At 71.2% G+C, this 14,149-nt stretch carries 9 protein-coding genes and 1 pseudogene; 7 read left to right on the plus strand and 3 right to left on the minus strand.

Annotation, left to right across the window (positions count from 1 at the left end):
- The first annotated feature begins 45 nt into the window (after window positions 1-45).
- Window positions 46-354 carry a hypothetical protein gene (locus E8A49_RS10160; protein ID WP_293380058.1) on the plus strand — a complete coding sequence of 103 codons (309 nt, stop codon included), beginning with the start codon at window positions 46-48 and terminating at the stop codon, window positions 352-354.
- Here the strand turns inward: E8A49_RS10160 and E8A49_RS10165 are convergent.
- The gene (locus E8A49_RS10165; protein WP_293380061.1) at window positions 351-1,571 is read right to left on the minus strand and encodes an ATP-binding protein; all 1,221 of its coding nucleotides are present in this window, start codon (window positions 1,569-1,571) and stop codon (window positions 351-353) included. The genes E8A49_RS10160 and E8A49_RS10165 overlap by 4 nt on opposite strands.
- Entirely contained in the window at window positions 1,561-2,796 is a 1,236-nt protein-coding gene (locus E8A49_RS10170; RefSeq protein WP_293380064.1) for a response regulator, read from the minus strand. Before E8A49_RS10170 ends, E8A49_RS10165 begins: the two co-directional genes overlap by 11 nt.
- A gap of 187 nt (window positions 2,797-2,983) precedes the next feature.
- Between E8A49_RS10170 and E8A49_RS10175 the strand changes: the two genes are divergently transcribed.
- The 6 genes from E8A49_RS10175 (at window position 2,984) to E8A49_RS10200 (ending at window position 13,828) form a co-directional block, all read left to right on the plus strand.
- Window positions 2,984-4,276 (plus strand): HlyD family efflux transporter periplasmic adaptor subunit, encoded by a 1,293-nt coding sequence (locus E8A49_RS10175; RefSeq protein ID WP_293380067.1) that lies wholly within the window; start codon window positions 2,984-2,986, stop codon window positions 4,274-4,276.
- Between the two features lie 8 nt (window positions 4,277-4,284).
- On the plus strand, window positions 4,285-4,965 hold the full coding sequence (locus E8A49_RS10180) for an ABC transporter ATP-binding protein (RefSeq protein WP_293380070.1): 681 nt from the start codon (window positions 4,285-4,287) through the stop codon (window positions 4,963-4,965).
- Between the two features lie 12 nt (window positions 4,966-4,977).
- A complete protein-coding gene (locus E8A49_RS10185) occupies window positions 4,978-7,383 on the plus strand; it encodes an ABC transporter permease (protein ID WP_293380073.1) in 2,406 nt (801 codons plus the stop codon).
- 39 nt (window positions 7,384-7,422) lie between these two features.
- Window positions 7,423-9,855, plus strand: coding sequence for an ABC transporter permease (locus tag E8A49_RS10190; RefSeq protein WP_293380076.1), 2,433 nt, complete (start codon window positions 7,423-7,425; stop codon window positions 9,853-9,855).
- Window positions 9,856-9,900: 45 nt separating this feature from the next.
- Window positions 9,901-12,390 carry an FtsX-like permease family protein gene (locus E8A49_RS10195; RefSeq protein WP_293380079.1) on the plus strand — a complete coding sequence of 830 codons (2,490 nt, stop codon included), beginning with the start codon at window positions 9,901-9,903 and terminating at the stop codon, window positions 12,388-12,390.
- 100 nt (window positions 12,391-12,490) lie between these two features.
- The gene (locus E8A49_RS10200; protein ID WP_293380082.1) at window positions 12,491-13,828 is read left to right on the plus strand and encodes a 2-hydroxycarboxylate transporter family protein; all 1,338 of its coding nucleotides are present in this window, start codon (window positions 12,491-12,493) and stop codon (window positions 13,826-13,828) included.
- Here E8A49_RS10200 and E8A49_RS23165 read toward each other — a convergent pair.
- Window positions 13,825-13,959: pseudogene (locus E8A49_RS23165) on the minus strand (thiamine pyrophosphate-binding protein); the annotation flags it as partial. The gene E8A49_RS10200 and the pseudogene E8A49_RS23165 sit on opposite strands and share 4 nt — an antisense overlap.
- Between the last annotated feature and the right edge of the window lie 190 nt (window positions 13,960-14,149).

Here is a 14,149-nt window from a genome sequence, read left to right on the forward strand (position 1 = left end):
GGTGACAGCCGCTCCGCCAAGGGCGGCGATTTGGGAGCAACAATCATGAATGAGCGGGAAGAGAAGCGGGTGCATGACATGATCGGCTTCGTGGGCCTGCGGGCCCACGCCACGGCGGTCGGTCTGCTGCGGCTCTCTGCCGAGCTGGTCAGGGCGGGCGTGCTGGACGAGGCGGCGATGAGCCGGGTCAAGGACGCCATCGTCAAGGACCTGTCGCTGTCGCGCTCGCTCCATGAGCCGAAGGAGGAGTTCGAGCGCCTGATGCGCGAGCGGCTCGACGCCCTCTTCGCCGGCGAGCGGGACCTGGGCGCCGGGCCGGTCGACGAGGCGGGCGCGGCGCCGGCGGCCCACTAGAACGCCAGCAGGAACGAAGCGCCTTCGTCAGAGGGCTCCAGCAGGAGCTGGCCGCCCTGGCTGACCACCGCCTGTCGGGCCAGCGCCAGGCCGATGCCGGCGCCCTCAGGCTTGGTGGTGAAGAAGGGCCGGAAGATCTCCGCGGCCTGGTCGGCCGGCACGCCCGGCCCGTTGTCGCTGACGGCGATGGCCGCGCCCGCGCCGGAGGCCTGGGCCGAGAGGCGCACGGTGGGCGGTGAGCGCCCGCCGGCCAGGGCGGCCTCGGCGGCGTTGGTGAGCAGGCCGAGCAGGGCCTGGGCGGTCAGGTCGGGGTCGAGGCGGATCAGGATGTCGGGGCGGGGCGGGACGAGCTCCAGGCGCACGCCCTGCGCCGCCCAGCGGGTCTCGAAGAGCTGCGCCGCCTCGGCCAGGAGTTCGGCCACGCTGACCCGGCGCGGGGCGGGCGGCGGCAGGCGCGCCAGGCGCCGGTAGGCCTCGACGAAGCGGTGCAGGCCCTCGGCGCGCCGGGCGATCACCGCGACCGAGGTGCGGGCCACGGCCAGGTCCTGGGCGCGGCCGTCGGCCAGCACCTCGGCGGCGCTCTGGGCCAGGGAGGCCAGCGGCGTCAGCGAATTCATCAGCTCGTGGCTCAGGACCTGCAGCAATTCGCGCAGGGCCGCGGCCTCGGCGGCCTGCAGCTCGGCCTCGATGTCGGTGAGGGCGGCGAGCCTCAGGGCGCCCTCCGCGCCGGTGACCCCCATGCCTGTCACGTCGGCGATGGAGATGGCGTAGGTCCGTGCGATCCCGGCCTCGGTGAGGCGCACCGTGCGGCGCACGTCCGGCGAGGCGCGCAGAGCCTCGGCCACCGCCTCGCCCGCCGGCCCGGTCAGGACGTCGTCGGTGCGGAAGAGGCGCCGCGCGGCGCGGTTGACGGCGCTGGCGGGCTCGCCCGGCCGCCAGCTCACCAGCGGCGTCGGCGCCTGGTCGAGGAAGGCCTGCAGGGTGCGCCGCGCCCGCTCGCGGTCGAGGTGTTCAGCGGGCGGTTCGGGCTCGGCGCGGGCCTCGACGGCGGGGCGCGCCGCCAGGCCCGCGGTCCAGACCGCCACGCCCGCGCCGATCAGGCCCAGCAGCACCGCGTTGGCCGGCAAGCCTGTGCGCCAGGCGGCGATCGCCAGGCCGCCGCAGGCGAACACCAGCGCCTGGGCGAGGAGGCCCGTCCAGAAGCGCCTAGAGCCCATGCTTGACCATGCGCCGGTAGAGCGCCGCGCGGGTCAGGCCCAGCTCGCGGGCGGCGTGGCTGACGTTGTGGCCGTGGCGCTTCAGGGCCGCCTCGACGATCGCGCGCTCAGAGCGGGCGAGATTGAGGTCCGGCGCGCCGGGTTTTTCGCCCGCCAGTCCTGGCGCCGGGGCCGCGAAGTCGGCGGCGGTGAGCACGTCGCCTTCCGAGAGCACCACGGCCCGCTCGGCGGCCTGGCGCAGGCCGCGCACCTGGCCCGCCGGCGGCTGGGCCTTCAGGAGGTCGACGGCGGCGGGATCCAGCGGCTTCGGCGCGCGGCCGTAGCGGCGGGCGAACAGGCGGATGAAGTGCTCCAGCAGCAACTCCAGGTCCTCGCCGCGCGCGGCCAGGCGGGGCAGGGTCATCTCCACGGTGCCGAGCCGCGCCAGGAGGTCGTCGCGCAGGGCCGCCAAACCGTCCGCGCCGCGCCGGGTCGTGGAGACCAGCCGCAGGTCGGGGCCGGCCTCCAACAGGGCCAAGAGGCGCGCCTGGACGGCGGGCGGCAGGTCGGCGACCTCGTCCAGCAGCAGGGTCCCGCCGCGGGCCTGCTCGACGGCGGCGGCGAGCGCTTCGGCGGCGTCCGCGGCCAGGCCTCGGATATCGACGCGGACCAGGGCGCCCGTGCGGCCGGAGCGGGCGTGGATCACCCGGGCGGCGAGGTCCTTGCCGGTCCCGGCCTCGCCGTGGATCAGCACCGCCGCCCCGGTGGGCGCGGCCCGGGCGATCAGGTCGCGCAGCCGTCGGATGGGCGCGCTGTCGCCGAGGATCAGCAGGTCCTCGTCCAGGGCCGGCGCGGCCCCTTCGGGCTGCGCGCCGGAGCGCCGGCGGCGGCGCAGCTCCGCGGCGGCGCGGACGGTCTCCAGAAAGCGGGGGTTGTTCCAGGGCTTCATGACGAAGTCGGCGGCGCCGGCCTTCATCGCCGCCACCGCGACGTTGACCCCGCTGTGGCCGGTGACCACCACCACAACCGCGTCGGGGTCATGGGCGCGGATCTCCGCCAGCCAGGCGAAGCCCTCCGCGCCGGAGGTGGCGCCGCGGGCGAAGTTGAGGTCGAGCAGGATCACGTCGACGGGCTGGGCGGCCAGCACGCTCCAGGCCTCCGCCGGGCTGCGCGCCACGGCGAAGCCGAAGCCGTTGCGCTGCAGCAGCACCTGGGCCGCGGTCAGCACATCCGGGTCGTCGTCCACGAACAGGACGCGAGGCCCGGCCTCCGACGTTTCGCTTGACAGCCCCTGGCCCATGTCCGGAAACGAACACCTCGTCCGAAAGCGGGCGGACAGCCGCCGCCCGGTAGAAAAATCCCAACGAAAACGGCCAGTTAGATTGTCCGTCCCGTAGGGTTACGCTTGCGGCGAACCTTGCATCCCGGGCCCGATGACGTCCAGTTCCCAAGTGTCCTACCTGAACCCGACCGACAGCGAGATGGACCGGCCCGTGGCCAAGCCGCGCCGGCGCCGATGGCTGTGGATCGCCGCCGGCGGCGGCGTGGCCGCGGCCCTGCTCGGCGGCGCCCTCTGGCTCTTGCCGGCCGCCCATTCCATCGCGGTGAAGGCCAGCGAAACGCAGATCGCGACGGTGAAGCGCGAGCCGTTCCAGGACTATGTGCCCCTGCGCGCCGAGGCCGCGCCGCTGGTGCAGACCTTCGTCACCACGGTCGAAGGCGGGCAGGTGGACCAGGTGCTGGTGCTCGATGGCTCCGAGGTCGCCGCCGGCCAGCCGCTGGCGCGCCTGGTCAACCCGCAGCTGCGCCGCACGGTGGTGTCCCAGGAGGCCGACATCGCCGGCAAGCTGGGGGACGTCAGCAACCAGGAACTGACCCTGCAGCGCGCCCAGGCCGACCGGGAGAAGGAGTTGGCCCAGGCCCACTACGACCTGCAGAAGGCCCGCCAGGAGCTGGCCAAGCGCCAGATCCTGCACGACGACGGCATCGAGTCCGACGTGGCGCTGAAGACCTATTCCGACGAGGCCGCCTATGACGCCGAGCGGGTCGCCTCCCTGGAGGCCGGCCGCGTCCGCGAGACCGCCATGGCCGGCGACGCCCGCACCCGCATCCGCACCCTGTCCGGCCGGCTGAACGACAACCTGAACGCGGTGCAGGCCAGCCTCGACGCCCTGATCGTCAAGGCGCCGACCAAGGGGCGGCTCACCAACTTCCTGCTGCAGCCCGGCCAGGCGCTGAAGGCCGGCGACAGCGTCGGCCAGGTGGATTCCGAGGGCGCCTACAAACTGACTGCCGAGGTGGACGAGTTCTACCTGGGCCGCGTCGCCGTGGGCGAGGCGGCCACCGCCGACCTCGACGGCAAGCCGGTCCCGCTGAAGGTTTTCCGCGTGCTGCCGCAGGTGGCGCAGGGGCGCTTCCACGTGGAGTTCGCCTTCTCGGGGACGCCGCCGACCTTGCGCCGTGGCCAATCCCTCGACGTGCGCCTGATCCTCGGCGACACCCATCCGGCGATCACCCTGCCCAACGAGGCGTGGATGGAGACGTCGGGCGGCGCCTACGCCTTCGTCGTGCGCCCCGGCGGCGGCCAGGCGGACCGCCGCGCCATCGTCGTGCGCCGCCGCAACCCCGAGCAGGTGGAGGTGGCCCAGGGCCTCAGCCCCGGCGAGCGGGTTGTGGTCTCCTCCTACGCCGGGCTTTCGCCCTACGCCCACCTGATCCTGCGCTGAGAGGCCCCATGATCGTCCTGGCCGACATCCACCGCCTGTTCCGCTCCGACGAGGTGGAGACCTCCGCCTTGCGCTCCATCGACCTCAACATCGAGGAGGGGGAGTTCGTGGCGATCATGGGCCCGTCCGGCTGCGGCAAGTCCACCCTGCTCAACACCCTGGGCATGATCGACCGGCCGACCAGCGGCCGCTATCTGTTCAAGGGCCAGGAGGTCACCGACCTCGACGAGGCGGCGCTGGCCCGGCTGCGGCGCGACAACCTGGGCTTCGTCTTCCAGAGCTTCAACCTGATCGACGAACTGACCATCTCAGAGAACGTCGAGCTGGGCCTGGTCTACCGCCGCTGGGCCGGCAAGGACCGCCGCGCGCGGGTGGCCGCGGCGCTGGACAGGGTGGGCGTCGGTCACCGCGCGCGGCACTATCCGCACCAGCTCAGCGGCGGCCAGCAGCAGCGCGCCGCCATTGCGCGGGCCATCGTGGGCCAGCCCAGCCTGATCCTCGCCGACGAGCCCACCGGCAACCTCGACAGCGAGAACGGCGAGCAGGTGATGGATATCTTGAAGAGCCTGAACCGCGAGGGCGCGACCATCGTCATGGTCACCCACTCGCCCAAGCATGCCGACGTCGCCGAGCGGCGGATCGACATGCTGGACGGCCGCGTGGTGATCTCCGCCAGCCGCGCGATCTGAGCCCGCGCCCCGGTGTTCGCCCACGCGCTCCTGACGCTCTACCGCTCGGTCGTGCGGCATAAGCTCTATGCGGCGATCAATGTGCTGGGCCTGGCGATCGGCGTCGCGGTCTTCGTGGCGCTGATGCTGATGGTCCGCTTCCAGACCAGCTTCGAGCGCTGGATCCCGAACGCGAGGCAGATCTACGTCGTCCGCAGCGATGTCCTGAACCAGGGGTGGCTGCCTTACACCATGGGCGGTCTGCTGGACGAGCTTCGCGGCGACTATCCGCAGCTCGTGGGGACCCGCGCCGGCGACATCCCGGCTACCGTGCGGCAGGGCGCGACGACCACGCCGGAGCGGGTGTCGCCGGTGGACCCGAGCTTCTTCAAGGTGTTCGATCTGCCGCTGGTCGTTGGCGACAAGGCCCGGTTGCTGCAATCGCCCGACGACCTGCTGATCACGCAAAGCAAGGCCCGCCGGTACTTCGGCGCGGCCAACCCCATCGGCCAGCGCCTGACGCTGGGCTTCGACAACAAGCTCCACAGCTACCGCGTGGTGGGCGTGATCAAGGACCCGCCGCCCACCACCGACTTCCGGTTCGACTTCCTGGTCCGCCTGGAAGAGCCGACGCCGCAGGAGAACCCCCAGTGGCGTCACTGGGGCAACAACAACACCACGACCTATCTGCGGTTCGCCACGCCGGGCGAGGCCAAGACCCTGGGCGACGACTTCGAGCGCTTCACCGACCGGCACTCCGGGCCCTTGATCCACACCCCGCCGCACAAGGACATTTCCCTGCAGCTGACGCCGCTGCTCAAGATGCATCTGATCAATCCGCCCGGCGAGGTGGGCGTCGCCGCCATCGCCGCGGTGGCCGTCCTGACCCTGCTGCTGGCGGCGGTGAACTATGTGAACCTGGCCACGGCGCGGGCGGCGCTGCGGGCCCGCGAGGTGGCGTTGCGCAAGGTGATGGGCGTCACCCGCGCCGGGTTGATCGCCCAGTTCCTCGGCGAGTCCATGGCCACCGCGATATTCGGGGCCCTGATCGGCCTGGCGCTCTGCGAGCTGGCGCTGCCGCTGTTCAGCACGGCGCTCGGCGTGACGCTGAAGCTCGACTATTTCGGCGACCCTTGGCTGGGCGGGGCGATCACCGGGGTCATCGCCATCGTGGGCCTGGGCGCCGGGCTCTATCCCGCCTTCGTCCTGTCGCGCTTCCAGCCCGCGGCGGTGCTGGCCTCGGTGCGCTCGCCGGGCGGCGGGCGGGCGGGCTCGCGGCTGCGCGAGGCCCTGGTGATCTTCCAGTTCACCATCGCCATCGGCTTCACCATCGGCATGGGGGTGATCGTCAGCCAGGCCGCCTACCTGCACCGCGCCGACCTCGGCTTCCGGCGCGACGGCCTGATCGAGGTGGATTCCTTCCCGCACCAGGAACTCAGCCCCGAACAGCGGGCCAGCCTGCTCACCGCCTGGCGCGCCGAGCCCGGCGTGATCGCCGCGGCGCAGGCCGACAGCAACCCCGGCGATCCCGACATCCCCATCGCGCCGTTCAAGCGTCCGGGCGCGCCTGAGAACGGTCCGATGGTGTCCTACGCCTCCATCGGACCGGATTTCCTGCAGACCTACGGCGCGCGGCTGCTGGCTGGGCGGCTGCCCGATCCCGGCCGCGCCGCCGATTTTTCGGCCTCCGCCCGCGACCTGTCGGCCAACATCAACGTCGTCCTGAACGCCCGCGCCGCGCAGGTGCTGGGCTTCCGAAGCCCGCGCGAGGCGGCGGGCCAGGTGCTCGACGGCAAGAACAAGCAGTTCACCGTCATCGGGGTGATCGGCGACATGCGGTTCACCTCGCCCCGCGTGAAGGTCGACCCCATCGTCTACTGGTCGTTCTCCGGGACCATCGATGGCGGCGCGGCGGCGATCCGCTACGCCGGTGTCGACTCCGAGGTCCTGATGGCGCGACTGGCGGCCGACTGGCGGCGGATCGTGCCCACCGAGCCGTTCCTGGCCAAGACCGTGGTGGCCGAACTGGAGCCCTACTACCAGAGCGACGAGCAGGTCAGCCGCATGTTGACCCTGGCCGCGGTCCTGGCGGTTGCGATCGGCTGCATCGGGCTCTACGGCCTGGCGTCGTTCAACACCGCTCAGCGGGTCAAGGAGATCGGCATCCGCAAGACGCTGGGCGCGACGACCCTGGAGATCCTGACCCTCTTGATCGGCCAGTTCCTGCGTCCGGTGGTGCTGGCCAACCTGCTGGCGTGGCCCTTGGCCTATCTGGCGGTGCGGACCTACCTGGCCGGCTTCGACCAAAGGATATCGCTCTCCCCGGCCTATTTCCTGGCCGCCTCGGCGCTGACCATCGTGCTGGCTGTGGCCACGGTCTGCGGCCAGGCGCTGCTGGTCGCCCGCGCCCCGCCCGCCAAGGCGCTGCGCCATGAATAGGGCGGCGGCGCGCGACATCCTGGCAAGGCGACGCAAGCCATGATCTGGGCCAGCTACGCACGCTCGCTCTACCGCACGATGAGCCGGCATCGGCTCTACGCGGCGATCAATGTGCTGGGCCTGGCGCTGGGCGTGGCGGTGTTCGTGGTGCTGATGCTGGTGGTGCGGTTCCAGACCAGCTTCGAGGCCTGGATACCGCACGCGGACCAGATCTACGTGATCCGTTCCAAGGACGTCCTCGGGAACTGGTATCCCAATGTGTTCCCCGGGATGCTGGACGAGCTTCGCGGCGACTATCCGCAACTGGTGGCGACCCATGCCACCGGCGCCGAAGCCACCGTCCGGCGCGGCGGCGCCGTGACGCCTGCGAATGTGTCGATGGTGGACCCGAGCTTCTTCAAGGTCTTCGACCTGCCGTTGGCCGCCGGCGACAAGGCCCGGTTGCTGCAATCGCCCGATGACCTGGTGGTCACCCAAAGCACGGCCCGCCAGTATTTCGGCGCCGCCAACCCCATCGGCCAGCGCCTGACGCTGGATCTCAACAAGAAGCTCCACGATTACCGCGTCGTGGGGGTGATCAAGGACCGTCCGCCGACGACCGAGATGAGCGCCGACTTCCTGGTTCGCCTGGAGGTCCCGACGCCGGAGGCGGATCCCAACTGGCGCGAGTGGGGCTACAACACCACCACGACCTATCTGCGGTTCGCCACGCCCGCGCAGGCCAAGGCGCTGAGCGGCGACCTCGACAGCTTCATCGACCGGCACGTGGGGACCTCGACCCACAGGCAGCCGCGCAAGAACATCGCCCTGCGGCTGACGCCGCTGCTTAAGATGCATCTGATAACACCGCCGGCCGAGGCGATCGTCGCGGCCACCGCCGCGGTGGCGGTCCTGACCCTGCTGCTGGCGGCGGTGAACTATGTGAACCTGGCGACCGCGCGCGCCTCGATGCGGGCCAAGGAGGTGGCGCTACGCAAGGTGATGGGCGCGACGCGGCCGGGGCTGATCGCGCAGTTCGTGGGCGAGTCGGTGGTGGTGGCGCTCTGCGGCGCCCTGATCGGCTTGGCGATCTGCGAGCTGGTCCTGCCGCTGTTCAGCGCGGCCATCGGCGTCACCCTGAAGCTCGACTACCTCGGCGACCCTTGGCTCGCCGGGTTGATGGCGTTCGTGGTCCTGGTGGTGGGCGTGGGCGCGGGCGCTTACCCGGCCTTCGTGCTGTCCCGCTTCCAGCCGGCCAGCGTGCTCGCCTCCACGCGCTCGCCCGGTGGCGGGCGGGCGGGCTCGCGGCTGCGCGAGGCCCTGGTGGTCCTGCAGTTCGCCATCGCCATCGGCTTCACCATCGGCATGGCGGCGATCGTCAGCCAAGCCGCCTATCTGCATCGCGCCGACCTGGGCTTCCAGCGGCAAGGCCTGATCGAGGTGGATTCGTTCCCGCACCAGGCGCTGACGCCCGAGCAGCGGGCCAGCCTGCTAACCGCCTGGCGCGCGGAGCCCGGCGTGGTCGCCGCAGCGCAGGCAGACGGCAAGCCCGGCGATCCCGGCGACCGCATCACGCACTTCAAGCGCCCGGGCGCGCCGGGCGACGGCCCGATCATCCATTTCGCCTCGATCGGGCCGAGCTTCCTGCAGACCTTCGGCGCGCGGCTGCTGGCCGGCCGGCTTCCCGATCCCAGCCGCGCCGCCGACTTTTCCGCCTCGTCGCAGGACGTCTTCCTCGTCTCTCCGCAGGAGGCGGCGAACGCCGTCAACATCGTCCTCAACGCCCAAGCCGTCCAGGCGCTGGGCTTCCGGAGTCCCCGTGACGCTTTGGGTCAGGTTCTGACCGCCAACGGCAGGCGGTTCATGGTCATCGGGGTCATCCGCGACATGCGGTTCCACTCGCCCCGCGAGAAAATCGAGCCCCTCATCTATTGGTCGTTCTCGGGAGCCATCGATTTCGGCGAGGCGGCCGTCCGGTACGCCGGGGTCGATACCGACGACCTGATGGCGCGGATGGCGGTGGACTGGCGTCGGATCGTGCCCACCGAACCTTTCGAGGCCAAGACCGTCGTGGCCAAGCTCGAGCACTACTACCAGACCGACAACCAGGTCAGCCGCATGCTGACGCTGGCCGCCGTGCTGGCGGTCGTGATCGGCTGCATCGGGCTATATGGCTTGGCGTCGTTCAACACCGCGCAGAGGGTGCGCGAGATCGGCATCCGCAAGACGCTGGGCGCCACGACCGCGCAGATCGTGACCCTGCTGATCGGCCAGTTCCTGCGGCCGGTGGTGCTGGCCAATCTGCTGGCGTGGCCCTTGGCCTTCCTGGCGCTGCGGACCTACCTGGCGGGCTTCGACCAGCGGATCGCGCTGTCGCCGGCCTATTTCCTGGCCGCCTCGGCGGCGACGATCCTGGTGGCGGTCGCGACGGTCAGCGGGCAGGCCCTGCTGGTGGCGCGGGCCACGCCCGCCAAGGCGCTGCGCCATGAGTAGGATGGCGGCGGCAGATCCCAACCAAAGGAGGCGAGGCGAACGGTAATGTGGTTGAACTATGCGCGTTCCCTGTACCGCACCCTGAGCCGGCATCGGCTCTACGCGGCGCTCAATGTGCTGGGCCTGGCGCTCGGCATCGCGGTCTGCGCGGTGCTGCTGCTGGTGGTCCGGTTCGAGACGGGTTTCGACCGTTGGGCGCCGCACCGCGACGCGATCTACCGGGTGAACGAGATCAGCACCTGGCCGGGCCAGCCGAGGAAGGTCTCGGACAACACCCAGGCGATGCTGCTCGGGCGGCTGCAGGCCGATTTCGCGCAGATCAGGGCCGGCGCCCGGCTGATGGACAATACGCTGACGGTCCGCAACGGCGCCCAGCAGGCGCTGGAGCATGTGATGTTCGCCGACCCGTCGATCTGGGATGTTTTCCCCGTCCCGTTCGTCGCCGGCGACCGCAGCACCGCGCTTAGCGACACCACCAGCGTGGTGGTGAGCCAGGCGATGGCGCGCAAGTACTTCGGGACCGAGCGGGCGCTGGGGCGGCGGCTGACCATCGTCATCGACGGCCAGCCCCGCGACTATCGGGTCAGCGGCGTAATGCGCGACCTGCCCGCCGACAGCAATCTGGTGCTGGAGGTGGTGGTCCGCCTGGGGCCGGAGGTGACCGCCTCGATCCAGGACTACATGAAGAGTTGGAGCAGCTCGATGATGGAGACCTACGTCCGGCTTGGATCGCCGGCCGACGCGGCGGGGATCGACGCGGGTTTTCCGGCCTTCGTCGACCGCGAGACCGACATCATGAAGCCCGCCCATGCGCACCTGAACTACCAGCTCATTCCCCTGGCGCAGGTGCATTTCGTCGACGCCAACCAGACGACGGCGATGAAGCCCGGCGTCGATGGCCTGTTCGTCGCCGCGCTCGGGGTCATGGGCGTGGTCGCCCTGCTGATCGCCGTGGTCAACTACGTGAGCCTGGCCACCGCGCGGGCCGGCATGCGGGCGCGGGAGGTGGCGATCCGCAAGGTGATGGGGGCCACGCGGCGGATGCTGGTCGCGCAGTTCATCGGCGAGTCCCTGGCGGTGGCCTTGGCCGCGGGCCTGATCGGGACCGCGCTGCTGGAACTCGCCCTGCCGGGGGTCAGCGCTGTGCTGGGTGAGCCGATCCGCATCGCCTATTTCGGGCCCGACGGCCTGCTGGCGCCGCTTCTGGGGCTTTGTCTCGCGGTGGGGCTGGCCGCGGGGATCTATCCGGCCTTCGTGCTCTCCCGGTTCCGCTCGGCCGCGGTGCTGGCCTCGGCGCGGACGCCAGGCGGCGGACGGACGGGGGCGCGGCTGCGCGAGGTTATGGCCGTGGGCCAGTTCGCCATCGCCATCTGCCTGATGATCTGCACCGCGGTGATCTTTGGCCAGATGCAGTTCCTGCGGAATTCCGACCTGGGCTTCCGGCGCGATGGCCTGGTGATCGTCCGCAACCTCGGCGACATGCAGGTGGCGCCGCAGATGCGCGCCCTGCTGGACGCCTTCCGGCGCACGCCCGGCGTGATCCTGGCGACCGCCTCGGACCGCCGCCCCGATCCCGACACCAACGAAAGCGGCGACGTGCGGTTGCTGAGCAACCCCCTGGTCCGGCCCAATCTCCTGCGCGAGCGGATCGGGACCGACTACGACAAGACCTACGGGCTGAAGCTGCTCGCGGGCCGAATGCTGGACGCCAATCACGGCGGCGACGACCGCGCGGGCGTGGACTACGACAAGGTCGCCGACAGTGGAGCTGGGATCAACATGATGGTCAACGCCAGCGGCGCGCGCGAGCTGGGGTTCGCCGACCCGCAGAAGGCGTTAGGCGCGCGGGTCGAGATCAGCAAGACCGACAAGGGCAACCTCTTGGTGGCGACGGTGGTGGGCGTCGTCGCCGACGTGCGGTTCGTTTCGCCGCGGCTGCCGCCGCCGCCGCAGCTCTACCTGATGGACAGCCACCTTGGGCCGGTCACCCGGCCCTCCTCTTGGACGGCGGCGATCCGGGTGCGCGACGGCGACCAGGCCGAAGTGCTGGGGCGGCTGGAGCGGGTGTGGCGCCAGCTCGCGCCGGGCTCACCCTTCCAGGGCGAGACCGTGCAGGTGACCATGAAGCCGTTCTACGACAGTGACGCGCGGCGCGGGCAGCTGTTCGCGGCCGGCGCGGTGCTGTCGGCGGCGATCGCCTGCCTGGGCCTCTATGGGCTGGCGGCGTTCAACACCAGCCGGCGGCTCAAGGAGATCGGCATCCGCAAGACCCTGGGGGCTTCGACAAGCGACGTCCTGCGCCTGCTGGTCGGCGAGTTCCTGCGGCCGGTCTTGTGGGCCAACCTGATCGCCTGGCCGGCGGCCTTCCTCGCCATGCGCTGGTGGCTGGCGGGCTTCGACCAGCGGATCGCGCTCAACCCGGCCTATTTCCTGCTGCCCAGCCTGGCGGCGCTGCTCGTCGCGGTGCTGACCGTGGCCGAGCAGGCGATCCGCGTCTCCCGCGCCGAGCCCTCGCGGGCGCTGCGGTACGAATAGGAGTCCTTGGGAAAGGGACGGGCAGGACTGGCGCCGGGCGGGCGCGCCGGGCAAGCTCTCCGCGAAACGGGAGGGCGCATGAGACTCACAGGCCGGGCGGATGGCTGAGCCGACGCCGCGCATCGCCGCCGCCTGGTGGCGGATCATGGACTTCCGGATCGGGGTCGTGCCCCTGCCGGTCGCGGTGGTCGCCGTCGCGGTGATCGCGGCCTTCGTGGCGCTGGGCGCGCCGCCGTCGGACCTGCCGATGAGCATCGCGGTCCTGGCGGTGGGCGGCTTCGTCTGCGCCGAAGCGGGGCGGCGGATTCCGGGGCTCAAGAATCTGGGCCTCGCGGCGATCCTGGCGACCTTCCTGCCATCCTACCTGGTCTACGCCCACGTGCTGCCGAAGCCCTTGGTGAAGTCGATCACCGCCTTCACCGACAACTCGAACTTCCTCTACCTGTTCATCGCCGCGGTGATCGTGGGCTCGATCCTGGGCATGGACCGCCGGGTGCTGATCGCCGGCTTCCTGAAGATCTTCGCGCCGCTGCTCGCCGGCTCGGTCGTGGCGACGGCGGTGGGCTGCGGCGTGGGGACGGCGCTGGGCCTGGGGCTCAGCCACACCTTCTTCAAGATCGTGGCGCCGATCATGGCCGGCGGGGTGGGCGAGGGCGCGATCCCGCTCACCGTCGGCTACGCCCAGTTCTCGCACCAGCCGCAGGGCGGCCTGTTCGCCGAGGTGCTGCCGGCGGTGATGCTGGGCGGGCTGACCGCGATCCTGCTGGCCGGCGGCCTGAACGCACTCGGCAAGCGCTATCCGAAGCTGACCGGCGAAGGCCGGCTGCAGCCGGGCGAAGAGGCCGACGGGGCGTTCGCCGCCGAGGACGAGGACCATCCGCCGCCCGCCCTGCAGGAGACCGCCCAGGACGCGGGCGCGGCCATCGTCATGGCGGTGACGCTCTATCTGGTCGGCGCGCTGACCCAGAAGCTGTGGAACTGGCCGGGGCCGGTGGTGATGCTGGTGCTGGCGGTGGCGATGAAGTTCGGCCGCGTCGCCTCGCCCCGGTTGGAGCGGGGCGCCTTCGCCAACTTCCAGTTCTTCTCGGCCAGCGTCACCTACCCGCTGCTGTTCGCCATCGGGGTCGCCAAGACCCCGTGGGAGAAGCTGGTGGCGGCCTTCAACGCCCCCACCATCGCCACCATCGTGGCCACGGTGGTCGCCATGGTCGGCACGGGGTTCGCCACCGCCCGGCTCGTGGGGCTCTATCCCATCGACACCGCCATCGTCACGGCCTGCCACTCCGGCCAAGGCGGCACGGGGGACGTGGCGATCATGACCGCGGCCAACCGGCTGCAGCTGATGCCCTTCGCCCAGATCGCCACGCGGATCGGCGGCGCGATCATGGTGGCCCTGACGCTGATCCTGTTCGCCCGGATGGGCGGCGCGGGCGGCTAGATCATCAGCTTGCCGGTGAGCTTGGCGTAGGCGGTGGCCATGAAGGCCGAGGCCTCCTCATGGCGCACCTGGATGAAGCGCACGCCGTCCTGGCGTTTGCGGAACGCCTCGATGACCCGTTGACCCCGTCGCCCGGGATGCCGAAGACGGTGTCGACGTCCTACTTGGTGAGCGTGTCGACGAAGACGTCCGAGGCGGTCTGCGGTATGGCGGGGCTCCGAGCTTGGGGATCGCTCGCAGAACGGGCCGCCAGCAGCGCTGTCCCAGGCCGCCGCCTTTGCGCCGCGTCAATCCGGCGGCCGGAAAGCTTGGGACGGCCCG

It is taken from the genome of Phenylobacterium sp. (assembly GCF_004799515.1).
GTDB lineage: Bacteria > Pseudomonadota > Alphaproteobacteria > Caulobacterales > Caulobacteraceae > Phenylobacterium.

What these genes read in the sequence shown, in the direction of transcription:
- E8A49_RS10160 (WP_293380058.1), top strand. Translation starts at nt 46, where the DNA reads ATGAATGAGCGGGAAGAGAAGCGGGTGCATGACATGATCGGCTTCGTG.
- E8A49_RS10165 (WP_293380061.1), bottom strand. Translation starts at nt 1,571, where the DNA reads ATGGGCTCTAGGCGCTTCTGGACGGGCCTCCTCGCCCAGGCGCTGGTG.
- E8A49_RS10175 (WP_293380067.1), top strand. Translation starts at nt 2,984, where the DNA reads ATGACGTCCAGTTCCCAAGTGTCCTACCTGAACCCGACCGACAGCGAG.
- E8A49_RS10180 (WP_293380070.1), top strand. Translation starts at nt 4,285, where the DNA reads ATGATCGTCCTGGCCGACATCCACCGCCTGTTCCGCTCCGACGAGGTG.
- E8A49_RS10190 (WP_293380076.1), top strand. Translation starts at nt 7,423, where the DNA reads ATGATCTGGGCCAGCTACGCACGCTCGCTCTACCGCACGATGAGCCGG.
- E8A49_RS10195 (WP_293380079.1), top strand. Translation starts at nt 9,901, where the DNA reads ATGTGGTTGAACTATGCGCGTTCCCTGTACCGCACCCTGAGCCGGCAT.
- E8A49_RS10200 (WP_293380082.1), top strand. Translation starts at nt 12,491, where the DNA reads ATGGCTGAGCCGACGCCGCGCATCGCCGCCGCCTGGTGGCGGATCATG.